20 protein-coding genes are annotated in these 23,342 nt (G+C 60.8%); 15 read left to right on the forward strand and 5 right to left on the reverse strand.

Features of this window, described 5'->3' with window-relative positions; genetic code table 11:
* Positions 1-4: 4 nt before the first annotated feature.
* The 6 genes from KBC96_02030 to KBC96_02055 are packed head-to-tail and all read left to right on the forward strand — an operon-like array spanning position 5 to position 5,298.
* Entirely contained in the window at positions 5-595 is a 591-nt protein-coding gene (locus KBC96_02030) for a UbiX family flavin prenyltransferase (protein ID MBP6963162.1), read from the forward strand.
* Positions 579-1,463: a putative 4-hydroxybenzoate polyprenyltransferase gene (gene ubiA / locus KBC96_02035; protein ID MBP6963163.1), complete on the forward strand. Its 885-nt coding sequence runs from the start codon at positions 579-581 to the stop codon at positions 1,461-1,463. The genes KBC96_02030 and ubiA overlap by 17 nt, the downstream gene beginning before the upstream one ends.
* Positions 1,463-2,557 carry an aminofutalosine synthase MqnE gene (mqnE, locus tag KBC96_02040; GenBank protein ID MBP6963164.1) on the forward strand — a complete coding sequence of 365 codons (1,095 nt, stop codon included), beginning with the start codon at positions 1,463-1,465 and terminating at the stop codon, positions 2,555-2,557. Before ubiA ends, mqnE begins: the two co-directional genes overlap by 1 nt.
* Complete coding sequence (locus KBC96_02045) at positions 2,554-3,357, forward strand: menaquinone biosynthesis protein (GenBank protein MBP6963165.1); 804 nt, start codon at positions 2,554-2,556, stop codon at positions 3,355-3,357. The genes mqnE and KBC96_02045 overlap by 4 nt, the downstream gene beginning before the upstream one ends.
* Positions 3,354-4,424, forward strand: a complete 1,071-nt coding sequence (mqnC, locus tag KBC96_02050) for a dehypoxanthine futalosine cyclase (GenBank protein ID MBP6963166.1) — start codon at positions 3,354-3,356, stop codon at positions 4,422-4,424. Before KBC96_02045 ends, mqnC begins: the two co-directional genes overlap by 4 nt.
* Positions 4,417-5,298 carry an MTAP family purine nucleoside phosphorylase gene (locus tag KBC96_02055; protein ID MBP6963167.1) on the forward strand — a complete coding sequence of 294 codons (882 nt, stop codon included), beginning with the start codon at positions 4,417-4,419 and terminating at the stop codon, positions 5,296-5,298. Before mqnC ends, KBC96_02055 begins: the two co-directional genes overlap by 8 nt.
* Here KBC96_02055 and KBC96_02060 read toward each other — a convergent pair.
* From KBC96_02060 to KBC96_02070, 3 genes are read right to left on the reverse strand one after another with little or no spacing between them, the layout of a single operon-like run.
* A complete protein-coding gene (locus KBC96_02060) occupies positions 5,288-6,166 on the reverse strand; it encodes a carbohydrate ABC transporter permease (protein ID MBP6963168.1) in 879 nt (292 codons plus the stop codon). The genes KBC96_02055 and KBC96_02060 overlap by 11 nt on opposite strands.
* On the reverse strand, positions 6,159-7,325 hold the full coding sequence (locus KBC96_02065; protein ID MBP6963169.1) for a sugar ABC transporter permease: 1,167 nt from the start codon (positions 7,323-7,325) through the stop codon (positions 6,159-6,161). Before KBC96_02065 ends, KBC96_02060 begins: the two co-directional genes overlap by 8 nt.
* Positions 7,326-7,356: 31 nt before the next feature.
* On the reverse strand, positions 7,357-8,736 hold the full coding sequence (locus tag KBC96_02070) for a sugar ABC transporter substrate-binding protein (protein MBP6963170.1): 1,380 nt from the start codon (positions 8,734-8,736) through the stop codon (positions 7,357-7,359).
* Positions 8,737-8,841: 105 nt separating this feature from the next.
* Between KBC96_02070 and KBC96_02075 the strand changes: the two genes are divergently transcribed.
* On the forward strand, positions 8,842-9,216 hold the full coding sequence (locus KBC96_02075; protein MBP6963171.1) for a hypothetical protein: 375 nt from the start codon (positions 8,842-8,844) through the stop codon (positions 9,214-9,216).
* A 70-nt stretch (positions 9,217-9,286) separates the two neighbouring features.
* Positions 9,287-10,216, forward strand: coding sequence for a hypothetical protein (locus KBC96_02080; GenBank protein ID MBP6963172.1), 930 nt, complete (start codon positions 9,287-9,289; stop codon positions 10,214-10,216).
* 200 nt (positions 10,217-10,416) lie between these two features.
* On the opposite strand, the gene KBC96_02085 is transcribed toward KBC96_02080, so the two are convergent.
* The gene (locus KBC96_02085) at positions 10,417-11,061 is read right to left on the reverse strand and encodes a hypothetical protein (GenBank protein ID MBP6963173.1); all 645 of its coding nucleotides are present in this window, start codon (positions 11,059-11,061) and stop codon (positions 10,417-10,419) included.
* A gap of 195 nt (positions 11,062-11,256) precedes the next feature.
* Positions 11,257-15,465 (reverse strand): CoA activase, encoded by a 4,209-nt coding sequence (locus KBC96_02090; protein MBP6963174.1) that lies wholly within the window; start codon positions 15,463-15,465, stop codon positions 11,257-11,259.
* Between the two features lie 349 nt (positions 15,466-15,814).
* Between KBC96_02090 and KBC96_02095 the strand changes: the two genes are divergently transcribed.
* The 7 genes from KBC96_02095 to KBC96_02125 all read left to right on the forward strand — a co-directional run bounded on the left by KBC96_02095 (position 15,815) and on the right by KBC96_02125 (position 23,273).
* Positions 15,815-17,110, forward strand: coding sequence for an ADP-ribosylglycohydrolase family protein (locus tag KBC96_02095; protein MBP6963175.1), 1,296 nt, complete (start codon positions 15,815-15,817; stop codon positions 17,108-17,110).
* A gap of 13 nt (positions 17,111-17,123) precedes the next feature.
* Positions 17,124-17,573, forward strand: a complete 450-nt coding sequence (locus KBC96_02100; protein MBP6963176.1) for a C_GCAxxG_C_C family protein — start codon at positions 17,124-17,126, stop codon at positions 17,571-17,573.
* Between the two features lie 3 nt (positions 17,574-17,576).
* Complete coding sequence (locus tag KBC96_02105; GenBank protein MBP6963177.1) at positions 17,577-18,929, forward strand: bifunctional folylpolyglutamate synthase/dihydrofolate synthase; 1,353 nt, start codon at positions 17,577-17,579, stop codon at positions 18,927-18,929.
* Positions 18,930-19,210: 281 nt separating this feature from the next.
* Entirely contained in the window at positions 19,211-19,717 is a 507-nt protein-coding gene (locus tag KBC96_02110; protein MBP6963178.1) for an ATP-binding protein, read from the forward strand.
* 218 nt (positions 19,718-19,935) lie between these two features.
* Positions 19,936-20,970 (forward strand): aldo/keto reductase, encoded by a 1,035-nt coding sequence (locus KBC96_02115; protein ID MBP6963179.1) that lies wholly within the window; start codon positions 19,936-19,938, stop codon positions 20,968-20,970.
* Positions 20,967-21,701, forward strand: a complete 735-nt coding sequence (locus KBC96_02120; protein ID MBP6963180.1) for a DUF1638 domain-containing protein — start codon at positions 20,967-20,969, stop codon at positions 21,699-21,701. The genes KBC96_02115 and KBC96_02120 overlap by 4 nt, the downstream gene beginning before the upstream one ends.
* Positions 21,702-21,791: 90 nt before the next feature.
* Entirely contained in the window at positions 21,792-23,273 is a 1,482-nt protein-coding gene (locus tag KBC96_02125) for a LysM peptidoglycan-binding domain-containing protein (protein MBP6963181.1), read from the forward strand.
* The last annotated feature ends 69 nt before the right edge of the window (positions 23,274-23,342 follow it).

Below are 23,342 nucleotides of genomic sequence, written 5' to 3' on the forward strand. Positions count from 1 at the left end.
AAGTATGAGAGTGGAACGCACCCTTGTAGTCGCGATAACCGGAGCGAGCGGAAGTGTCTACGGAGTCCGCTTTCTCGAGAGCATTCTCCGTCACTACGACCGCATCTACACGATCGTGTCGGACAACGCGAGGACCGTCATCAGGACGGAAGTTGGTCTCTATGCGGACGCCGATGAGTCCCTCGGCACGTTGTCAGAGAAGATCACGCTCTGCTCGCCGAACGACCTGACCGCGCCGCCGGCCAGCGGGTCGGTCGCGTCCGAAGGCATGGTCATCATCCCGTGCTCCATGGGTACCGCGGGTCGGATCGCGTCAGGCGTATCGAGCGACCTTATCACACGATCCGCCGACGTCTGCCTGAAGGAGAATCGCAAGCTGATCATGGTCGTTCGCGAGACGCCGTTCAACCTCATCCATCTCCGCAATCTCACGCGGCTCGCGGAAGCGGGGGCGATCATCCTGCCCGCATCGCCTGCCTTCTATTCGCATCCGAAGACGGTTGATGACATGGTGGAGTTCGTCGTAGCACGAGTGATCCAGCAGTTGGGTTTCGTGCACCCCTCGGCGCCAGAGTGGCATGGAATCGAGGAGTAGCGCCGTGTTGGCGAAAGTGCGCACGATCCTCGAGATGATCAAGTTCGAGCACACGATCTTCGCGCTCCCATTTGCGCTCACCAGCGCGTTCCTCGCTGCGAACGGAATGCCGTCGCTTTGGGCGATGCTCTGGATCCTCGTCGCGATGGTCGGCGCCAGAAGCTCCGCGATGGCATTCAACCGCATCGCCGATCTTCACTACGACAGGCTGAATGCGCGAACCGCCGGGCGCGCTCTTCCGATCGGTGCGGTCAGGCTGGCCGAGGTTTGGTGGTTCACCCTCGGCTCGGCAGCCGTCTTCGTGCTGGCGTCGTGGATGCTGAATCCACTGGCCTTCGCGCTCTCGCCGGTTGCGCTGTTGATCGTTCTGGGCTACTCCTACACTAAGCGTTTCACGTCGCTCTCGCATCTGGTGCTTGGCCTTGCGCTCGGGATTGCCCCCGTCGGCGCCTGGATCGCGGTGACGGGACGGCTCGACTTCGCGCCGATGGTGCTATCGGCGGCGGTGATGTTCTGGACCGCCGGCTTCGACATCATCTACTCGCTCCAGGACCTGGAGTTCGACCGTAAACAGGGGCTCTTCTCAATCCCGAAGGCGCTCGGACCGGCTGCAGGGCTCCTCGTTTCGCGGGGATTTCACCTGGCGGCAGTGCTTCTGCTGACATGGTTCGGGATGATACTTGAACTCGGGACCTTGTACTGGGTCGGGACGGCCCTCGTTGCCGGGTTGCTGGCCTACGAGCAGGGCCTCGTCAGGCCGGACGATTACAGCAGAGTGAACGTCGCATTCTTCAGCACGAACGGATTAGTAAGCATAGGCTTTCTTATCTTTGCTTTGGTTGATCTGTTGGTCAGAAGGGCTGCTTGATGAGAGAACTGGCGCTGAAGTCCGATATCGGCGACATAGTCGAGAAGGTGGAGCGGGCGGTTCGCCTTGACTTCGAGGATGGCGTGCGGCTCTTCGCGTCCGACGACCTGTTGGCGATCGGCTGGGCGGCCAACTTCGTCCGCCGGCGAATGAACGGCGACCGGACCTACTACATCGTCAACCGGCATATCAACTACAGCAACCTCTGCAAGAACCACTGCCGGTTCTGCGCGTTCCGGAAGAACGAGGGCGAGCAGGGTGCATACACGATGAGCCTCGAAGAGGTGATCTGTCGGGCGGACGAAGTCCGGCAGGAGATTGATTACACCGAACTGCACATCGTCGGGAGTCTGCACCCTGATCTGCCGTTCAGCTACTACGTGGAGATGCTCTCTGCACTCAGGCGCTTGATGCCGGCCGTCCACATTCAGGCGTTCACGGCGGTCGAGATCGATCACCTGGCAAAGATCGCCGGCCTCAGCATCAGGGACACGCTGATCCGGCTTCGCGACGCGGGCCTCGGATCACTTCCCGGAGGAGGGGCTGAGGTCTTCGCTCCCAGAATCCGGAAGAACCTGTGTGCCGAGAAGCTCTCATCAGACGGCTGGCTCGATGTGATGCGCACCGCCCACCAACTCGGCATCCGCTCGAACGCCACGATGCTCTACGGACACATAGAGACCCCTGAGGAGCGCATAGACCACATGCTCCGTCTGAGGGATCTGCAGGACGAGACCGGCGGATTCCTAGCGTTCATCCCGCTCGCGTTCCACCCCCAGGGCACGGACATCTCGAACTTCGGGAAGCGCTCGGGGATCGACGACTTGAAGATGATCGCCGTTTCTCGGCTGATGCTCGACAACTTCGACCACATAAAGGTTTTCTGGATCATGCTCGGCCTCAAGCTGGCACAGGTCGCCCTCCATTTCGGCGCGGATGACTTCGACGGCACGGTTGTCGAGGAGAAGATCACCCACTCCGCCGGGGCGGAGACCCCCCAGGGCCTCTCCGTTCCCGAGATACTCCGGCTGATCTCCGAGACAGGCACGATCCCCGTCGAGCGCGATACTCTCTACAACGAGGTAGAGAGATGAAGATCGGTGCAGTGCCATATTTGAACGGCAGGCCGTTAGTCCATGGCCTCGAACGCGAACCGCGAGTCGAGTTGATCACCGACGTCCCTTCGAGGTTGGCGCAGAAACTCCAGGACAAGGAGATCGCGGCCGGACTTCTGTCGGTCTTCGCATGCTTCGAGAACCCGGGCCTGCAGATGGTACCCGGGATCTGCATCGGCTGCGACGGCCCGGCGGATAGCGTCCGGATCTTCCTCGGCAAGCCTGTCGATCAGTTGCGCACCGTCGCCCTCGATACCAGTTCGCTCTCGTCGGTCAATCTCGCGCGAATCATTCTTCGCGAGCGCTACGGGATCGTGCCGGATTTCGTGGATATGCGGCCGGACGTCGAGGAGATGCTCGACCTGTGCGACGCCGCGGTCACGATCGGCGACATCACGATGACCTCGCCCCAGGACCGCTGGCCGATGCTCGATCTGGGCGAGGAATGGAAGTTGCTCACTGGCCTGCCGTTCGTCTTCGCGGTTTGGGCGGTGAATCCCGACATGGCATCTCCCGAGTTGGTCGACATTCTCACCGAGGCCAGGCAGCGGGGCATGGCATCGCTTGACGAGATCAGCGAGTCGGAGTCGAAGCGCCTCGACCTGCCGTCTGAGGTCTGTTACAGGTATCTCAGCGAGATCATGGACTACGATATGACCGAGCGGCACTACCAGGCGCTGGAGTTGTTCCGGCAGAAATCCTGCGCCATGGTGCCCGGCCTTCGCATGGGCCCGGTGTCGGTGTTCTGCGACTCGCAGAATGGAATCTACCTGAGATGACGGACTGGGTCGCCATCCTTGAGGGAGTCCTGGCGGGTCAGCGACTGGGCGGATCAGACGCCCTGACGCTCTTCGAGTCGGGCCAACTCCTCGAACTGGGGTTCGCCGCCGATGCCGTCTGCCTCCGGATGCATCCCGAGCCGTACCGGACCTACGTCGTAGACCGGAACATCAACTACACGAACATCTGCACCTCCAAGTGCCGATTCTGCGCCTTCTGGCGGGATGCCGAGTCGTCAGAGGCGTACCTGCTCTCAGACGAGGAGATCCACCGAAAGATACAAGAGGCGGTCGAACTCGGCGCGACCCAGATTCTGATGCAAGGCGGCCTGCATCCTGACCTGAGAATTGAGTGGTACGAGCGGTTGGTTAGTGGCATCAAAGAGCGCTTCGACATAGACCTGCACTCGTTCTCCCCACCGGAGATCGTCAACATCGCCAAGGTTTCGGGTCTCACGATAGAGGAAGTCATCGGTCGGCTTAGGGGTGCGGGGCTCGACTCGCTTCCGGGTGGCGGGGCGGAGATTCTCTCCAACTCCATCCGGAGAGCGGTGAGCCCCGGGAAGTGCTCCCCCGACCAGTGGATCGGCGTCATGGAGACCGCTCATACCCTCGGGATGCGTACTACGGCCACCATGATGTTCGGCCACGCGGAAACCTACCCTGACCGCGTCGAGCATCTGTCGCGGATCAGGACCCTCCAGGACCGTACCGGCGGGTTCACGGCATTCATTCCCTGGACCTTCCAGCCGTCGAACACCGATATCGGCGGTGAGCAGGTCGGGGCGTACGAGTACCTGCGTACCCTGGCAATATCCAGGCTCTTCCTCGACAACGTTGCCAACCTGCAGGCATCGTGGGTCACGCAGGGGGCGAAGATCGGCCAGATATCGCTGAAGTTCGGGGCGAACGATCTCGGCAGCACGATGATCGAGGAGAACGTCGTTGCGGCGGCCGGTATCCGGTTCCGCATGAGTGAGCATGAGTTGCGTGAGGCGATATCCGGGGCTGGGTACACGCCGCGCAAGAGGAATACATACTACGATCTGGTGGAAGCCAATGAGTGACGCAATCGCAGTCATAGGCGGGAGCGGCGCGTACACGCTCCTGCAGAACGGAAGCTTTGCCGGGGAGCGAGTCGGACCGATCTCGACGCCGTTCGGCGACTCGCAGCCGATCCACCGGTTTGCCGCGGCCGACGCCGAGTTCCTCTTCCTCTCGCGCCACGGTGATAAGGGCTACCATATCGCGGCGCCGTCTGTGAATTATCGCGCGAACATCTGGGCGCTCAAGGATCTGGGGACTGCGCGTATCATCTCCTGGTCGGGACCCGGCGCGATAGACGATTCCTTGACTATCGGTCAGTACGTGCTGCCGGACGATCTGCTCGACGAGACGAAGCGCCGGACGTACACGTTCTTCGAGGGTCTCGGGATCGGTTTCGTCCGCCAGAATCCCGTCTTCTGCCCGGAGCTTCTAGTCAACGCATCCACAGTGCTCTCCGACCTCGATGCCGAGCACCGAGATACCGCGACCTACGTCTGCACCGAGGGTCCGCGCCTGGAAACGCCCGCCGAGATCCGCAAGTATAAGGCGTTTGGCGGCGATCTGGTCGGCATGACGCTCGTCCCGGAGGTCTTCCTCGCCAAGGAACTGGAGATGTGCTATATGTCGATCTGCTACGTGACGAACTACGCCGAGGGCATCAAGCCTAGCCGGTTCGTCCCCGGCGTGCTCTTCGAGGGGCTGATCAGCGATGAGCAGAGGCGGATCGTCGATGCGGCGGTCGGGCGATTCCCGGAGATCATCCGCGAACTGGTGAGCAGGCTCTCCAGCAGGGAGCGGACCTGTGCCTGCGGCCGCCTCATGGAGCGCTACCGCCGCCGTGGCGACATAGGCGAGGACTGGCATACCTGGGTCGAACGCCGTTCTACCCCTTGATCCCGCTGAGTTTGATGCCTTCGACGAAGTAGCGCTGGTTGAATATGAAGAGCAGCAGAACCGGGATCAGGGCGATGACCGAGCCGGCCATGAGCTGCGTGTAGTTCGTCGCGTGCTGCCCGACGAAATACCTCAGGCCGATCGGGAGGGTTCGCGGTGCCTCGGTGACGGTCACGATGAGCGGCCACATGTAACTCCCCCAGAAGCCCATAAAGGTGAAGGTCGTCAGGGTCGCGAGCGCCGGCTTGGAGAGTGGGAGCGTCACCCGCGTGAAGATGCCGACGTACCCCGAGCCGTCGATCTTCGCTGCGTCCTCGAGTTCGCCGGGGAGCCCCATGAAGAACTGGCGGAGCATGAAGGTTCCATAGGCGCTGAAGAGTCCGGGTATGATGAGCGCCTGGTACGTGTTGATCCAGCCCAGGTTCTTCATTATGACGAACACGGGGATCATCGTCACCGAGCCGGGGATCATCATCGTCGCCAGGTAGGCGAAGAAGAGCTTGTCGCGGCCGGGGAAATGGAGCCGGGCGAAGGCGAACGCCGCCATCGCGCTCGTAAGTACCTGACCGAAAGTGCCGATCACCGCCACGAAGATGCTCGACAGGTAGAGTCGGGGGAAGTTTATCTCCCTCCAGGCGTCGGGGTAGTTGCCCCACCACGCGCGGATCGGCTGGCCGCCTAACACCGTGTCCTTCCAGACCATGTGCTCCGGGAAGAGGTTGATCCCGCCGCCCGGCGCGAACACCTCGTTCGGCTGCTTGATGGACGTGCTTATCATCCAGAGAAACGGCACGAGCATGCTGATCGCGCCGACGCTCAGGATGGTGTAGAGGCCTGCCTTCATCAGAGGGTTCATTAGCCTATTCATACGTGACCACCCTTCCGCCGATTCGCCAGGTCAGCATCGTCATCAGCAGTATCACGGCGAAGAGGAACCAGGCGATCGCGGAGGCGTACCCCATGTTGAACTTCTCGAACGCCGTCTGGTAGAGGTAGTACTCGACCGTCGTCGTGCTTCCGGCCGGTCCGCCGCCGGTCATCACATTCGCGACCATGAATCCGCCCTGGAATCCGCCGATCACGCTCATCACGAGGATGAAGAACGTCGTCGGGCTGATCATCGGCCAGGTCACCGCCCAGAACTTCTGCCACGGACCCGCGCCGTCGATCTCGGCGGCCTCGTAGTACGATGTCGGGACGCCCTGGAGCGCGGCGAGGTAGAGGATCATGTTGTAGCCGCCGAGTCCGCCCCAGAGTCCCATCAGGATCAGCGAGGGTTTCGCCCACTGGACCGTTCCGAGCCAGTCCGGCGGAGTCCCGAAGAAGAAGCTGATGATCGAGTAGACCTGCCGCCCATAGACTCCCATTCCGATGAAGATCGCCGCTCCCGCGCAGACAATCAGTCCGCGGAAGAGCCATTCCGGCCACGTGAGCCTCAGCTTCTCTGAGAGCCAGTGGACGAGGGACAGAACGAGCCCGACCACTCCCAGCGCGATGATCCCGAAGAAGACGGCGGTGAATATCGTGAATCCCAGTGCGAAGAGCTTGTTTCCGTAGATCGATTCGCCCACCAGCCGGATCGACTTGTTGATCAGGCCGATGTCCGCATTGTAGAGGTACTTCCAGAGGATCAGGAGCGCGACGCCTGAGCAGACCGCCGGCAGGAAGTAGAGCGTTCGGAAGATCACGATGCCCTTGATCTTCTGGTTCATGATGAGGGCTGTGATCAGGCTCGCGGCCATCCCGACCGGTATTCCCGCCATGAGGTAGACCGTATTGTAGACGTACTGCCAGAAGAACGGGTCGTTCGATGTCAGTTGCCCTCCCTCGCGGTGGAATCCCAGCAGACTGACGAAGTTCTCGAGGCCCACCCAGGTCGGCGCCTTGAATATGTTCCAGTGGGTGAACGCCATGACGAGCGAGACAACCACCGGGATGCTGGTGAACACCAGAAAGCCGATGAAGTTGGGCAGCAGGAATCCATATGCCGCCAGTGCCTCGCGCCTCTTGTATGTCATGCGTCCCATAGGTCAAATCCGTCCCATCGGTCCCGTTGCTCTAGTCCAGGAAATTCGGGTTCGCCAGGTTGCGCCGGATCACCGCATTGATCCTCCTGGCTATTCTGTCGCACGCCTGGTCGGGGCTCTGCGATCCCAGCCACATCTTGTCGAACTCGACCGACATGATCGCGGCCGAATCGAGCGCATTGATGTATGGCGAGAACTCCTGCACCCTGGCGTACTTCATCTCCTCGATGTGCAGCTTGTTGTTCTTCTCGCTTGGGTAAGCGGGATTGTATGAGAAAGCCTTTTCGATCTCCCTGTCCTGGAGCGTTGGGATGCCGTCACCGTAGTTCGCCACGAGAAGCTGATTGTCCATGCTGAGGAGGTGCTTGATGAACGTGAGCGCCTCGTGCTTGTGCCGGCACGTCTTCGGGATCGAGTAGCACTTGCTCGCCAGCAGGGTCACGCGGTTCGGGCCGTGAGGAACGCTCACGACATCCCAGTCGAGGTCCTTCTGCTCCCGGTACTGGATCGCAAGCCAGCGCCCGGAGATCATCATCGCCACTCGTGACTCGCGGAAGAGCAGGGCGTCGCTCCCCCATGCGCCCGTCGGAGCCATGCTTTGGGCCTCACTGGTGGTCGGAGTCACATGATACTTGAGCCGGAGGTCTGCCCAGAAGCGGATGCCTTTCTTGGCGGCCTCGGAGTCGATCGTGCAGGTCTTGAAGTCCGGGCTGTAGAGGTGTCCGTCGTGCATCCAGATGAAGAACCACCAGTCGCTCGTGCCGACGTAGAGTCCCTTCTGGATGGGGAGCTTCCGCCCGTTCACTACTCTGTACTTAGTGAGCTTCTTGGCGACATCGAGGCATTCATCCCAGGTCCATCCGGGCTCGGGGTAGGGGACGCCTGCCTCGCGGAACATCTTCCTGTTGTAGAAGAGCACGTATGGCCCGCAGTTCTCCGGGACGCCGACTATCCTGTCGACGTAGTAGATGTACGGCTTCAGGCCGGGATAGAGCTTGTCCACCGGAAGTTGGTATCTCTCCACGTAAGGTCGGAGGTCGAGGAGCACGTCGTTCTTGGCGAACAGGCGGATCGTCTGCGGGTCGTAGATCGCCATCACGTCCGGCGGGACGTCGCCGGCGAGCTGGGTGAGAAGCCGCTGGGCCTCAGCGCCGGGGTCGTTGATCACGCTGATATCCGGGTGCTTGGACTCGAAGAGCTTGATCTGTTCCTTGCGGATCGGGTTCGGATCGACGCACCAGCGGATAACGGTCTTGCCGGGCACGCGCGGGTTCGTGGTGGCGACCAGGTATACACCGATTGCTGCGGTCAATGCGGCGCCGAGGATAACGGCGGCGTATGTCAGGAATGGTGAGAGTCGCCCATCGTCCATGTTGCTCACATCATAGCCCATCGGAGCGATCGTGCGCAAGGAATCCGTGCTCGTATACCTCGGATCGGTCGGCAGGAAACTCGCTTCAATGCGGACAACTAGTTTGGGGTGAGTGCTCATCAGTTCTAGGGTGGAGGTTGTGCTATGGCCAGAGTGATCAGGATCACTGCCGGTGGGGTCGGGGTTGTGGCGGAGTTGAACGACAGTAAGACCGCCGATGCTATCTGGGCTGCGCTTCCGATCGAAGGGCGCGTAAACACATGGGGCGACGAGATCTACTTCGGCATCCCCGTGAACGCGGGGTCGGAGGACGGTAGAGAGGTTGTCGAGATAGGCGATATTGCCTACTGGCCCCCGGGGAGCGCGTTTTGCATATTCTTCGGTCCGACACCGGCCAGTCGCGGGTCGGAGTGCCGCGCGGCCAGCGAAGTGAACGTCGTCGGCAGAGTGCTCGGCGATGTGCAGGTCTTGAAGTCGGTTGGCTCGGGCGAACAGGTGTTGCTCGAGCGTAACGATTAGTCGGCCTTTCACGTCGTAACCTGTGCCGGCTCTGCAAGACTCAGGAGCCGGGTTTGGGAGGAGTATCAAAATGGCTCAGGTGATCAATCATCGAGCAGTGGTTTCGTCAATCGTTCTGGGCTTCGTGTTAGGCTTCGTCCCGGCAGTTTGCGCCGACGATACTGGGGGTGTCGCGGCTGTTTCGAGTTCCGAACTGAAGCAACTGGGATCGGAGGTTGACGTTCTGCAGATGATCAGTGATCTGGGTCTTTCCAGAAGCCAGCTGGTCCAACTCGCGGCGAAGGTCGCGCAGGTCAACACGAAACGTCTCGAGTACTCGCGGAAGGAACAGCAGATACTGGAGAAGATCAAGACGCCTCTGGAGCAGATGAAGGACGCCCTGCTCAACGGTAAGCCCGTGCCCGCAACTCCGAAATCGCTAGCGGATGCCGGTCTCAGGGAACTCGAGTCATTGAGAAAGCAGGGTTGGGCCGACTACGATGGATATGTAGCCTCGGCGGTCAAGCTTCTGACTGCAAAGCAGGTCCGTGATGTCCGCAGAAGCCCCGAAGCCTTGAAGCGCGCCGGGGAGATGGTGGGAGACGTGAGGTTTGCGCCTCAGGACAAGTATCCGCAGATCAGGGAGAAGCTCGTCGCCGAACTGCTTGAGGTCAAGAAGCTCGACAGGATGGATGAGTGGTTCACGATCGGACAAGAGAAGCTCGCGGGATTGACCGGGGAATCTCGGGAAGAGGCGGTCAACGAACTGCAGAAGCTGAAGGACGAAGAGACGACGCGGATGAAGGCCGAGATTTCCGGACTACTGGACAGCATTCGGTCCGCGGACTCCAGGGTGCTGTCCGTGGGAGTGGACAAGCTGGCTTCCGCCCTTAGAGCGGATGTCGATGTGAACGCCGAGTTGACGACAATGATGTCGCGCATACTGGATGCCCCGACTGCGGAGGCATTGCTCACGGCGAGAGCGGAGAAGATGTCGGAGACTGCGGCTGAGGAAGAGTAATCGTTGCGCGTTATAGTTATCGATTCTGAACCGAAGTGCTCCGAAGACGGGACTGCAAGAGAAGAACGCCTGCCGATCTGGCAGGCGTTCTCATCATTCGGCGGAGGGTACAAAACCTGTCCGGAGAAAAGTATACTCTTCTGCGACAAGCACCATCAGGATGATGGCTTACAGGCAGTTCGACGTTTCTGCCGGTGCGCCTAGCTGGACTCGAGAATCAGGGCGATCTTGTCGACGTTGCTCTGAATCCAGTAGCCGTGCCATGCCTGCATGGTCTCCGTGTAGGGCCAGTCATCGGGCAGGCCGATGTCATAGAGCGACTGAGTGCCGGCATCCCACCACATCCCCACAGAGCTGAGCCAGTTGTTTGTGTATGCCGCATCCTGCAGGCTCACCGTCACGTTGCCGTCCACGACCTTCGCGTCGGCCCAGGTGAAGTCCCTGTTGAAGGGATTGCCTATCAGCGACCAACCCGCCTTCGGAAGGCTGATCCAGACATCCATCGAGTTGTTGTCGTCCAGGCCGGCGTACGAGATAGTCCCGGGCGAATCGGACTGAACCCAGTACCCGTCCGTCAGCAGCATGTTGCCGAACACTTCCGGGGTCCAGAGGTCATACTGATAGAGGCTCTGGGTAGCGGCATCCCAGCGAGTGAGCTTGCCGTCAATGTCAATGCCGTTCATCACAACCAGCGGGTCGGGATCAACCGGAATCCCCGGAAGCGCTATCAAGCTCCACCCGGAAACTACGGTGCCCGGAGGCGACGTGATGGTTGTGAGTGCTGCTGATGCGGGCAGCATCGCTGCCAGCGAGACCAACACCAGGCCGATAATCGTTCGCTTCATCTTGAATGTTCCTCCTGCCGATGAGTTGCTTGGCCGTGAACCCAAAGCGACGACACGCCGCATCATGCGCACCAAGGCCCAAAACGCGTTGTGTTTCGGCGCTCCGTGGACTACAATTCGTCCTCTGTACCAATCTAACACCTTCAGGCTAACCTGTCAACAGGTAAAAATACCTAATTTGTGCGTGGCGCAAGCTCAAGAGAGCTCTGCGTCGCGAGCAACGACGCGGTTCGCGTATTCCCGCGCCTGATGCATGAATGCCTCGATCCGAGTCTCGCTGGTCGCCTGCTCGACCCCATCGTAGACCATGTTGAGGAATGGGAACTCGCCCATTTCCTCGCGGACCCTCTTGAGAAGCGCGTTTGAGATTGTTCCGGGCATGCACGTGAACGGCATGACGGCCACGATCCCCGCCAAGCCCTTGTTGACGAAGTCCACCGCCTTGCCGACTGTCATGATCGCTTCGCCCTCGAAACTGCGGTGTACATAGGGGGCAGCCAGGTCGAGCACTTCGGCGCTTGACGGTTCGTAGCAATTCCTTAGGAAGCCGTCGAAGACGTGCGCGTAGTCGTGCTCATGCTTCTTCATGAAGAAATCCATCACATTGTTCTTGCCCCACAGCTTGAGGTCGCCCGCGAGTCTCGCTCGAAACGCACGGCGGACGTTTCGGTAGAGCAGCCATTCAAGAAGCGGCGCGGCCCAGACCTCTCCGCCGAGGTTTTCGATCCTGCGGACGATGTCCTGGTTGCTGTAGGCGTTTGCGCGGACATAGAACTCACCGACGTAGCCGATGATCGGCTTCTGTACGCTGCGGTCAACCTGCACCGTCTCGAACACGCTGCGGCATCTCCTCAGCGCGGTGACGAGGTCTGCATCCTCCGCGATTGCGTCCGAGACGATCTTGACGCATCTGCCGAAGGCCTCGTCGGTGGATCCGCTGATCATCTCGTAGGGTCTCGTCTCGCGGAGACATTTCTCCAGCATATCAACGGCGACGATGCCCTTCCATCCCTGCTCGAGCAGCTTGCGCCCGACGATGCCGATATCGTCGTAGAAACTCGATGCCTGGTTCGGCGCATAGATCGGTACGTCGGGATAGCCCAACTGGTCCAGCACCATCCGCTGGAGAGCGTTGTACTGGCCGAATCTGCACGGGCCGCCGGATCCGCCCATAAAGAAGGCGTACCTGTCGCGGTCGAAGTCGGGGCGCTTGACGAACTTGACCATGTCGCCTGTCGTTACGATGCAGGGAAAGCACTCCTTGCCTGTCGTGAACTGGCGCCCCCATTCGAGAGTTTCCTCGTCTTGAGGCGGAAGGACCTCGGAGTTCATTCCACAGGACTTGAACGCGGCCGCGAGTGCATAGGCGTGGGCGCTCATGTTGGGGATCATGACCGTCCTGTGCGTGCCGTGATCTATGTCTACCTTGCGGTAGACCCTGGCTCCGACGGCCTTCTCGCTTGCGTGCTCCAGGCTGTCCATAAACGCCTCGCAGCGTGTGATCATTCCCGCGTCGGCGCTGTGCTCGTCCACTTCTATCACGAGGCACGGCTTAGATCCCAGGCGCTCGCGAAAGAACTTGTGCACGAACGAGTCCGGACCGCATCCGAAGTTCGTCAGGTAAAGGGGAAACAGCCTGGGGTCGTCGGCGACCAACTCGCCCGCGCAGAGTATCTTCTGGCCGTAACGCCAGTACATATTCGTCCAGTCCTCAGGCAGGCGAACGGAGTCGAGCGGCAGGAAGTCCATCGGAATGCACCGCACGCCCATTTTGTTCAGCTTGCGAGGGATCTCCAGGTTCGAGCCGGCGTCACATGTGTTATACGCGCGCCCGATAACCACTATCGCTTTCTCATCCGATCCAAGATCGGCGAGAATCTCTTGCCCTCTCGCTTGAAGCCTCTGCTGGAAGCGTTCCAGATGTGCCTGCGCAGCCTCTACGGCGCGAGCCACCTCGCTCCGGGATCGTCCGAGCCTCTTGCCGACGTCTTCCAGCGCCTTTGCTCTGTGTTTGTGGTTTAGTTGGAGGTAGATGACAGGCTGAAGAACCTCAACCCCGAGGGCCCGGAAATCGATCGCCGACTTGATCGTGTAGACAAGGCTCTGAACGTACGGACAGACGAAGCTGTCTGTCATCCGCTCGTCTGGCCTGGACATGTTGATCACGCTGGGCAGGAATACGTAGTCGATCTCCTTCTCGAGGATATTGAGTGTGTGGCCGAGCGCAACCTTCATCGGAAAGCACGTCTCCGCGACTGACCGCTCGGCCCCGTTGTGGATGATCGCTTTTGTTGTGGGGTCCGAGACTACGATGTCGCATCCAAGTTCGCGGAAGAAGGCCTGCCAGAACGGATATAGTTCGTAGAACAACAGCGCTCTGGGGATGCCTATTCTCGGCGCGCCCGTCGGGATCGGCTCGGACGGGACATACGGCGCTAGTAGCATATCCTCGCGCTCTGCATAGTGGTCCGGGAACAGTGACTTCTCCCCCGCCCGGCGGTCCACATCGAACTTCTCGCATCTCGAGCCGTAGAAGAGTGGCTTCTCTCCTTCGACCGTTACGCGGTTGATCTCGCAGTGGTTCGCGCAGTCCCTGCACTCGAAAGAGGATACTTCGTAGTTCCTGTTGCTGAGGTCGAATCCCTTGAACGAGCTTCCTTCACCTCTGTCGGCCTCCATCGCTAGGCAGGCGCATCCGAGTGCCCCCGTCACCTCATGATGTTTGGGGACGATGATCGGCTTGCCGGTGACCATCTCGAAGGCAGCGACCACGCCCTTGTTCGCGGCGACTCCACCCTGAAAGAATATCTTGTTTCCGACGGGTTTTGTTCCGACGACCCGGTTGAGGTAGTTGCGTACGATCGAATAGCTGAGTCCCGCGACTAGGTCTTCGGTGTTAGCGCCGTCCTGCTGGTTGCGCACCAGTTCCGTCTCCATGAAGACGGTGCATCTTTCCCCGAGGTTCACAGGAGCATCGGACTTCAGCGCAAGTTCTCCAAACTGCTGCTTGATGCTGATTCCCAGCTTCTCTGCCTGTTCCTCCAGGAAGGATCCTGTCCCCGCCGCGCAGACCTTGTTCATCTCAAAATCGACGATGGCGCCGTTGTTCAGACTGATGTACTTCGAGTCCTGGCCGCCGATCTCGAAGATCGTGTCCACCCCGGGGTCAACCTCGACCGCTCCGCGCGCCTGAGCCGTGATCTCGTTGCGAACGACGTCCGCACCGATCAGGTCTGCGATCAGATACCTTCCCGAGCCGGTGGTGCATGCGCCCTTGATGTCCACCAGATTTCCTATCTCGTCGCCGACTTCCTTCAGCCCTTGGTTGACGGCCTCGATCGGTCTGCTGGCGGTCGGCAGGTACCGTTTCGAGAGAACCCGCTTGTCTGCGTCCATGACGACCACGTTGGTACTTACGGAACCCACGTCCACTCCGAGATACGCCGCAACCTTCTGGCTCGGCGGCGCATCGCACGAATTGTCAGCAGGCAAGACCGACCTGTCAAGTCTGAGCGGCTTCTCCGAGGCCTGGTCCTGACTAGCCGGCTGACATCCTTCGCGGAGTTCCGATAGGCCTTCGAAACGTGCGGCGGGCATATCGCCTCGAAGGGCAACGAGCGCCGCGCCGATTGCGCCTGTACAGCCGAACTCCTTCGGGATGATCAAATCGCCGTCCTCTAGGCCCAGCACACTCTTCATCGCCCGCACAATGCCGGGGTTTGCTGCGACTCCGCCCTGGAAGGCGACCGGGGTGTCTATCTGTTTCGCCGCGCCCACCGTGCTCTTGAAGTTCCTGGCCAGCGCGAAACATAGTCCCGCTACGATGTCGTGCACGGGCGTGGCCTTCTGCTGCAGGTGGATCATGTCGCTCTTCGCGAAGACGGTGCACCGGCCCGCGACTCTGGGCGGGGTCTCGGACTTGAGTGCCAGTTCGCCGAACTCCTCAATGTCGAGGTTCATTCGGGTGGCCTGCTGGTCGAGGAAGGAGCCTGTGCCGGCGGCGCAGACCGTGTTCATCTGGAAGTCCGCGATCGAGGCGGGGCCGCCGTTCTCGCCCGGTTTGAGCGATATCAGCTTGGAGTCCTCGCCGCCGATCTCGATGACTGTGCGGACATGGGGGTATAGATGCGCGGAGGCAGATGCCTGCGCGATCACCTCGTTGACGAATACGCCGTCCAGAGTTCCGGCGACCGGGCGTCCGCCGGTACCGGTTGCCGCACATCCAGCGATACGATCGCCGTACTGCAGCAGCAGTGAGTCCACCTCATCGGCGGTCACCTGCATCGGACGGCCCTTGTGTCTGACGTACCGGGTATGTAGTATCTCACCTTCCTGGGTGACAACGGCGAGGTTCACGCTTACCGAACCAACGTCGATACCAAGAACAAGGTCTTTCCCTGACATGCTGCTATTCCTCGTCTCGAATCTGCATACCCCCGGCATGTCGGACCGTCGCGATCAGAAGACCGGGATCACAACTGCGATGGAGATACTCCTGTCTTCTATTCTTGCATATCTGAGGCCACTCCTGCAACCCTCTTGAGATGCGAAATCGTCCGCGGTGGCTGAAGTTTCGGCGGCCCTTGACGGTCTAAGATCTGGAAGGCAGCAGATGTGGAGCGCGAGGGCGGCGCGGCCGCTTGAGCGCCGGTCAGTCGGCGCCCTCGTGCCTCCACGGAATCCACGCAGGATGATCCTCCACTTTCCCCTAACAATCTCCTGGCAGACAACACGCGCTGGAGGTGTGAGAGATATGGCGTATTTCCCTGGGCTTGACCGGGAGTTCGGCAGTTTCAGATCGTGGATGGACCTGCGCAAGGAACAGGGCCTCGACGTTTCCGATATCGAGAAAGAGGTCGTCGCGTACCTGAGGTCCCTGCGTCGCGGGCTCGAATCGAAGGACCCGCCTTTCGGCACAAAGTACCTCGAGCCGGTCGCGTACAAGAGCATCCTGAAGGCGCGTCCGAAGGGCCCCAGGTCGCTGAAGTTCGATCTGACGGATGAGCAACTCTACGACAAGATGCTCGGCGCATGGCTCGGCCGAGGCGCGGGATGCGTGCTCGGCATACCGGTCGAGGGCTGGAGCCGGACAAAGATACAAGAATGGGCTGGAATACTTGAACAACCTTATCCGTTAGCTGAATACTGGAGGGATACGCCGAGGCGTGGGAACCACTATTCCGAGCCGATCATAAACTTCCTCAAGGGACGGATTGATCACATCGGCCCGGACGATGACATCACCTACACGGTGCTCGGACTCCTGATACTCGAGGAGTACGGCCTTGGCTTCACCTCCCGGCACGTCGGCGAGGCGTGGGTCAAGCTCCTTCCGATGGCCTGCACCGCCGAGCACGTGGCGTTGGAGAACCTCAAGAAGGGCCTCAAGCCGCCGAAGACCGCGCTGAAGGACAATCCGTATATGGAGTGGATCGGCGCCGACATCCGGAGCGATCCGTGGGGCTATGCCGCTCCCGGACTGCCGGAGGTCGCCGCCGACTTCGCATATCGAGATGCGAGCGTCAGTCACATCATGAACGGCACGTACGGCGAGATGTTCTTCTCCGCCGCCATCGCCGCCGCGTTCGTCGTCAACGATCCGATCGAGTGCCTGCGGATCGGCCTCACGGAGATCCCGGCGAAGTGCAGGCTGACGGAGACCGTCAAGGAGACCCTGAAGTGGTGCAGGCAGGACGCTGATTGGGGCGCAACAGAGACCCGGATCGCGAAGAAGTACGACGGAATGAGTATGGCACACACGCTCAACAATGCCGCCCTTACCGTGGCCGGACTATGGTACGGCGAAGGCGACCTTCAGAAGACGATCTCCTTTACTGTCATGGGTGGGGTTGACACCGACTGTACCGGCGCGACGGCCGGCTCGATCGTCGGCGCGATCCTCGGGGCGAGGAAGCTCCCGAAGAAGTGGGTAGGACCGTTCGGCGATGGTCTCAGCACCTACATCCGCGGTCATGAGAAGCAGAGCATCTCGGATCTGGCCAGAAGATGCTGTGCGGTCGCTAAGCAGGTTCGGAGCAAGTTCGCGTAGACGGAGGAGAGATATGTCAGCAGAGAGAGCATCACGGATTGCGGTGGATCACTTCAGCAAGGGGTTCAACTGCGCAGAGTCGGCACTGCTGGGACTGACTGAGGCGCTGGGTATCGAGTCGGAGTGCGTGCCGAGGATCGCCACGCCGTTTGGCGGAGGCATGGGCCGGTACGGCGAGGTCTGCGGGGCGATCACCGGTGCGCTGATGGCGATCGGGCTCAAACTCGGTCGTCAAGGCGGCGATGACACGGCCGCGAGGGACAGGGTCTATCCCAAAGTCGTACGCCTCATGCGGGCCTGCGAGATCGAGTTCGGTGCCGTCGAGTGCCGGGTTCTAACCGGATGCGATATGCTCACCGCCGAGGGGCGGGAACGCTTCCAGCGGGAGAAGATGCACACCGACTTGTGCGCGAAGCTCGTCGTCTTCGCAGCCGAAGAGGCCTACCGGATCAGCACGGAATAGCAGATGACCTACGAAGAAGCGCTCGCATACATGGACTGGCTGACGCAGCTCGGCTGGCAGCCGGGTCTGGAGCGGTTCGCCGAGTTCTGCAAGCGGCTCGGCAATCCCCAGGACGGGTTCCGTTCGATCCACGTCGCTGGTACCAATGGTAAGGGCTCGACGACCGCCATGATCGCGGGTATCCTCCGGCATGCCGGTTACAGGACCGGCATGTACGTCTCGCCCTACGTCTACGACATCCGCGAGCGTGTGCAGATCAACGACCGCATGATCCCTGAGGAGGACTTCACCCGACTGGTCGAGTTCATGATCCCCTATGCCGAGGAGCTTGGCGGCACGGAGTTCGGGCATCCGACCGAGTTCGAGGTCAAGACCGCCCTCGGATTCCTCTACTTCGCCGAGCAGAACGTTGATTTCGCCGTGCTGGAGGTCGGGCTCGGCGGCCGTCTCGATGCCACCAACATCGTTACTCCCGTCGTCAGCGTCATCACCAGCATCGGTCTCGACCACACGGATCGGCTCGGCACCACGATCCCCGAGATCGCCTTTGAGAAAGCCGGGATCGTGAAGCAACGTGGGCACCTGGTCACCGCTGTCACCGATCCCGCCGCGTTTGGCGTCATTCGGAGTATCTGCCTCGATCGGGACTCGGTTCTATGGCAGGTTGCTCCGTATGACGGCTCGGAAGGCCGCTTCGCCGTCCGCCCCATTAGGCCGGAAGACACCACGTCAGATGCCGCTGCGCTTCCGGCGGAACGGATGCCGTTGCTGGCCGTCGATGGAGTCTATCGAAGGTACGAGGGACTGGAGGTTGGGATGCGCGGCACGTTCCAGTACGCCAATGCCGCCACCGCCGCCGGTGTGGTCGAGGCGCTGACGGAGCACGGTGTGGAGGTGCCGGAGGAGGCTGTTCGCGCAGGACTTCGGGACGCCTGGATGCCCGGCCGAATGCAGGTCATTCGCTCCAATCCGTATGTCGTCCTCGACGGCGCGCACAACCGATCGGCCGCGTCGGCCCTTGCCGCCGCCATCGAAGTCGAGTTCGATTACGATCGCCTGATCCTTGTGATGGGGATGGTCACGGGCCATTCCATCGCCGAAGTAGTCGCCGTCCTGGCTCCGATGGCCGACGTACTTATCGCGACCGCCGCATCCAATCCCCGCTCGATGCCCGCCGAATCAATCGCAGAGGCCGCCGAAGGCCTCGTGCCTGAGATCGAGACCGTCGAACCGGTTGCGGATGCGTTCGTCCGCGCCACTGAACTCGCCTCCCCGGGCGACCTTGTCGTGGTCACCGGGTCGTTCTACGTGATTGGAGAGGTGCCTCGCTTGCCGAATTATGAGTCTAAAACGTGAACGCAAGCAGTCTAATACACGAAGAATGTGTTGGAAAAGCGTTTGAACGCATAGGTTCGATGGGTATAGAGAGTGTGTAAGCATCCGGTCATGAATCGCTGATCTGAGTCGTAACCCCCCTCTGTCCGCCTCCCGATTGCCGTCGGGTTCTCGCCGATCCGTTTGAAGGCCGAGTGGCTCCGAGGTTAGTGGCGAGCGAGAGTCCCCCCACATATTGCCGGTCTCTAGTGCAACCCTTCACGTCGAGGGATGCAGGACGGGTGATCGGAGGTGTGCCCAACATGCATACAGAAGAGCTTACGAGTGAGAACGTACTCTGCACGCCGGCCGGGTGCTGGATGTTCCAGGTGGAGACGGCCGCGCGTCGGACTAGCGCGGGATCAAACCTCGATGTGGGACTGGCGCTTACTGTGCGCAGTGATCCGAAGTATCTGTCGCTGATTCGCGGCGTCACCGCCGACGTCTGCGAAAGCCTGGGAATAAGCCTCGATACCGCCTACGGGGTCAAACTCGCGGTTGGAGAGGCAGTATCAAATGCTATGGAGCACGGGTCGCCGAACGGCAAGGCCGACTCCGTCCAGATCGTTTTCGCCAAGAGCGAAAACAGTCTGAGAGTGGACGTGATTGATGCCGGCCCGGGCATCTGTTTCCCGGTGAACATGCGTAGGTGCAGGCGCCGCAACAGAGGATTCGGTCTCAGTCTGATGCGGAGCCTGATGGACACGGTTGACTTTGTCAGAGTGGAACGGGGTACCCATCTCGCGATGACGAAGCGGCTCAGAAGCTGACACGCGCGGTCGCGCCGCCTGTGACAGTTGCTGCGGGCAGAGGGTCTTGCGATCCTCTGCCTGTTTTGGCCCATGTGTTGTCTGGGAACGCCGCGGCCTGTATAATGATGGCGTTGTCACCCGGCGGCAGGCCGGGCCAGTTAGAGGGGTTTGTAATCTTGCAGCGGAGAACTCTGGGCCGAACCGGCAAAGACCTATCTATCTTGAGCCTCGGATGTATGCGTCTTCCCGAGGACGATGAGCAAGCGGCGTCGGTTGTCAGCCGCGCGATTGATCTCGGCGTCAACTACCTGGAAACTTCTGAGTGGTACTGTGAGAGCCGCAGTGAGATCAAGGTCGGCATCGGCGTCCGAGGCCGGCGAGACCAGGTATACATCTCCAGCAAGAGCAAAGTGAACCCGGAGACCACGCAGGACGACACACTGAGGGCGTTCGAACGTTCGCTGAAGAGGCTTGGTGTAGACCGCGTCGATTTCTACCAGGTTTGGGACTACAAGGCGGCGGAGTTCGACGCAGTTACGAAGAAGGGTGGGGCGCTCGATCTGCTGGAGAGGCTCAAGAGCGATGGGCTCATAGGACACATCGGCTTCACCTCGCACGAGACGAACGAGGAACTGGTCCGAATGATTGACACGGGCCGCTTCGAGAGCTGCACACTCAGCTATCACATGCTGAACCGTACTGTCGAGCCGGTCATTGAGTTCGCGCGCGAGCGTGGGCTGGGCGTCGTCTGCATGACTCCGCTCGCCGGGGGGCTCCTGGCGACTCCGTCCGATGTTCTGCGCGAGCTGCTTCCCGGTCAGTACTCGAGCATGGCCGCGTCTGCCCTCGCCTTCGTGCTGTCAACCCCTGGGATCACGACCGCTCCGTCCGGGATGACTTCGGTCGCAGAGGTGGAAGCGAACGTGGCGGCGATTAAGAGTTTCGCGCCGATGAGCCATGAGGAGCGGGCGGCTGCGGTCAGGGCGCTCGAGGAGTATTCGGTCCTCGGCCAGCGGTTCTGCACCGGCTGCGGCTACTGCCAGCCCTGCCCGAGCGGGGTCAGGATTCCAAGGCTCTTCGGTATGCGCAACTACTACCAGGTGTTTGGACTGGAGGAGTGGGCGAGGCAGAGGGCTCTGAAAATTCCGCCGGACAAGGGCCCCTGGGCGTGCACGGAATGCGGCGAATGCGAGCCGAAGTGCCCGCACGGCATACCTATCGTCCAGCAGTTGAAGGAAGTGGCAGCCCTCATTGAGGAGTTGAGGCGTTGAGGCTTTGTGCACTGGTCTGTGAGATTCTTGCCCGCGAGGCCGCCCACGCCGCCGCGCATTCGCGGCACATCGTGCACCTGGAGTTCATGCACTCCGGCCTGCACGACGAGCCGGACAAGCTCCGGAGTTCTGTTCAGGAGCGCATTGACGCCGCTTCCAGCGGCGGTTTTGACTACATCGTTCTCGGCTACGGCCTCTGCAGCCGCGGGACAGCCGATCTGGTCGCCCGCGATATTCCGATTGTCATCCCCCGTGTTCACGACTGCATCACTCTTTTCCTGGGCAGCCGCGAGCGTTACGACCGGCAGTTCGGTGACCATCCGGGGACATACTACTATAGTTCGGGATGGATCGAGCACAAGAACGGCGACTTGGCTCAGGGCACGCTGAAGTCAACGCACGAGGTTCGGGCCGAGGAACGCTACCAGGAGTATCTCGAGAAGTTCGGCGAGGACAACGCGAAGTACCTGATCGAGCAGGAGGGGCTCTGGCTCGCCCACTATGATCGTGCCGCGCTGATTGACACCGGCCTTGGCGATATTAGCGTGTACCGGCGTTTCACCCGTGCTGTCGCGGAGAGGAATTGCTGGGACTACGAGGAGATTCCGGGCGACAGGCGGTTGGTGGACGCGCTTCTCGCAGGCGACTGGGATGAGTCGGAGTTCTTGATAGTCCGCCCCGGGCAGCGTACCTGCGAGCAGGTCAACGATGGTATAATCGCCGCGGAGTGACAGGTTGACTTCGCTCCAGCCCTGTGATACAGTCTAGCGCGGAAGTCACGATGACCGTGTAAGGATGCACATCAGCGAGGGGACACTCACATGCGATACGGGTTCATCTCTGCGACTTTTCTACTCATGGTGGTGACGGCCGGTGTTTCGCTGGCCGCGCCAGCCCCTATTGTGACGATCGAATCTCCAAGAAATGGCGAGATCATCGCCGGCGGCGACATTGAGATATCGGTCGTATTCTCCTCTCCCGCCGCGCAGCCGGTCACCAGGGTTGAGGTTAGTCTCGATGGCAGGCGCATTACGGAGCGGTCATTCGATACACCTCTGGCGTCGGGCCGGTGCGGCTTCCTGTGGGACACGCTTCGCACGGAGGACGGCCAGCACAGGCTCGATGTTCAGGCATATGCGGGGAAGCAGTTCGTGGGCATGGCCACTTCGGTAGTCCGCGTGTCAAACACCGCTCCGGCGCCGGATGATGAAACGGTGGCGGCGCCTGTCCCGCTCGATCTCCTGGCTCCTGAGGTGACGATCCAGAGCCCGCGAGAGGGCGCCACGGTTACCGGCAAGGTACCCGTCATTATTCAGGCCCGCGACGACAGCGGGAAGAGCCCATACGTGTCGGTCTTCGTGGACAAGTCGCTCAAGGCGGTCACGAACCACGAGCCCTTCAAGTACACCTGGGATACTGCCAGGACCGAGGACGGTCCGCACGAGATTCACGTTTCGGCGATGGACGACTCTGAGAACCGGATGACTAGTGCTCCGGTTCGGGTGATCGTGCGGAACACGAGGACTGCAGCGAGCGCTGAGGCCCCGGTCTCTTCGGTGCTGGTGACCCCGAACAGCATCAGTTCTATTCTTCCGACTTCCGCTCCGCCCCCGACCGAGTCGGCGAGGGTGTCTGAGTCCGAGACTGAGCAACCCGCGTTCTCTCTGCCGCCGCCCGCCCCGTCCGTTTCAGGACGCGCCGAACAGCCTGTCACGCTCCCCCTGGATTCGCCTGAGCCTGAGGTTGCCGTGCTCGTCTCGCGGCCGCTGGAGTTCACCGCGCTGCCCGCTCCTGTTTCCGCGAAGTCGGAGTATGCTTCCCCGCAGCCCAGGTTGGTTCATATCGCGTCCGCGAAGCTGGATGAGGCGAAGAAGCCGGTAACGACGCTGACGCATGTTCCTGAGCCGGCGGTGCAGGTGCATGAGGTGAGTGCCGGCGATGCGCTCTATTCCATCGCCCGGCGATACGGCACGACCGTGGATGCGATCGCGGAAGCGAACTCGATCAAGGATCCGAACCTCATCGGCATCGGCCGAAAACTCGTCATTCCAGGCAGGTCGGTGATGGTCTCTCTGAGATCAGCCTTCGATCGGCTTGGTGGGTTCCTCGGCTGGGACTCGAAGGATCGCTCGGTGTGGGGTTGGGCGCCCGGATGTGAGGTTCGGCTGAAAATCGGGAGTGCGCGTGCCCGGGTAAACGACCTCCAGGTTGTCATGGATCGTGCTGCAGCCCTGCAGGCCGGTCGCACGATGGTGTCTCAGTCGTTCGTCTCGGATGCGCTCGGCGTCAAGGTGGACAGATAGACTGAGAAGGCCGGGTGCTCCTGCAGGGAAGCCCGGCCTTTCGCTCTGTCGCATCGTGGTACGAGAAGC

It is taken from the genome of Armatimonadota bacterium, from assembly GCA_017993055.1.
Lineage (GTDB): Bacteria > Armatimonadota > UBA5829 > DTJY01 > DTJY01 > JAGONM01.

What these genes read in the sequence shown, in the direction of transcription:
- mqnC (MBP6963166.1), top strand. Translation starts at nt 3,354, where the DNA reads ATGACGGACTGGGTCGCCATCCTTGAGGGAGTCCTGGCGGGTCAGCGA.
- mqnE (MBP6963164.1), top strand. Translation starts at nt 1,463, where the DNA reads ATGAGAGAACTGGCGCTGAAGTCCGATATCGGCGACATAGTCGAGAAG.
- KBC96_02085 (MBP6963173.1), bottom strand. Translation starts at nt 11,061, where the DNA reads ATGAAGCGAACGATTATCGGCCTGGTGTTGGTCTCGCTGGCAGCGATG.
- KBC96_02060 (MBP6963168.1), bottom strand. Translation starts at nt 6,166, where the DNA reads ATGAATAGGCTAATGAACCCTCTGATGAAGGCAGGCCTCTACACCATC.
- KBC96_02075 (MBP6963171.1), top strand. Translation starts at nt 8,842, where the DNA reads ATGGCCAGAGTGATCAGGATCACTGCCGGTGGGGTCGGGGTTGTGGCG.
- KBC96_02030 (MBP6963162.1), top strand. Translation starts at nt 5, where the DNA reads ATGAGAGTGGAACGCACCCTTGTAGTCGCGATAACCGGAGCGAGCGGA.
- KBC96_02100 (MBP6963176.1), top strand. Translation starts at nt 17,124, where the DNA reads ATGTCAGCAGAGAGAGCATCACGGATTGCGGTGGATCACTTCAGCAAG.
- KBC96_02065 (MBP6963169.1), bottom strand. Translation starts at nt 7,325, where the DNA reads ATGGGACGCATGACATACAAGAGGCGCGAGGCACTGGCGGCATATGGA.
- KBC96_02090 (MBP6963174.1), bottom strand. Translation starts at nt 15,465, where the DNA reads ATGTCAGGGAAAGACCTTGTTCTTGGTATCGACGTTGGTTCGGTAAGC.
- ubiA (MBP6963163.1), top strand. Translation starts at nt 579, where the DNA reads ATGGAATCGAGGAGTAGCGCCGTGTTGGCGAAAGTGCGCACGATCCTC.
- KBC96_02045 (MBP6963165.1), top strand. Translation starts at nt 2,554, where the DNA reads ATGAAGATCGGTGCAGTGCCATATTTGAACGGCAGGCCGTTAGTCCAT.
- KBC96_02095 (MBP6963175.1), top strand. Translation starts at nt 15,815, where the DNA reads ATGGCGTATTTCCCTGGGCTTGACCGGGAGTTCGGCAGTTTCAGATCG.
- KBC96_02115 (MBP6963179.1), top strand. Translation starts at nt 19,936, where the DNA reads ATGCGTCTTCCCGAGGACGATGAGCAAGCGGCGTCGGTTGTCAGCCGC.
- KBC96_02110 (MBP6963178.1), top strand. Translation starts at nt 19,211, where the DNA reads ATGCATACAGAAGAGCTTACGAGTGAGAACGTACTCTGCACGCCGGCC.
- KBC96_02105 (MBP6963177.1), top strand. Translation starts at nt 17,577, where the DNA reads ATGACCTACGAAGAAGCGCTCGCATACATGGACTGGCTGACGCAGCTC.
- KBC96_02080 (MBP6963172.1), top strand. Translation starts at nt 9,287, where the DNA reads ATGGCTCAGGTGATCAATCATCGAGCAGTGGTTTCGTCAATCGTTCTG.
- KBC96_02125 (MBP6963181.1), top strand. Translation starts at nt 21,792, where the DNA reads ATGCGATACGGGTTCATCTCTGCGACTTTTCTACTCATGGTGGTGACG.
- KBC96_02055 (MBP6963167.1), top strand. Translation starts at nt 4,417, where the DNA reads ATGAGTGACGCAATCGCAGTCATAGGCGGGAGCGGCGCGTACACGCTC.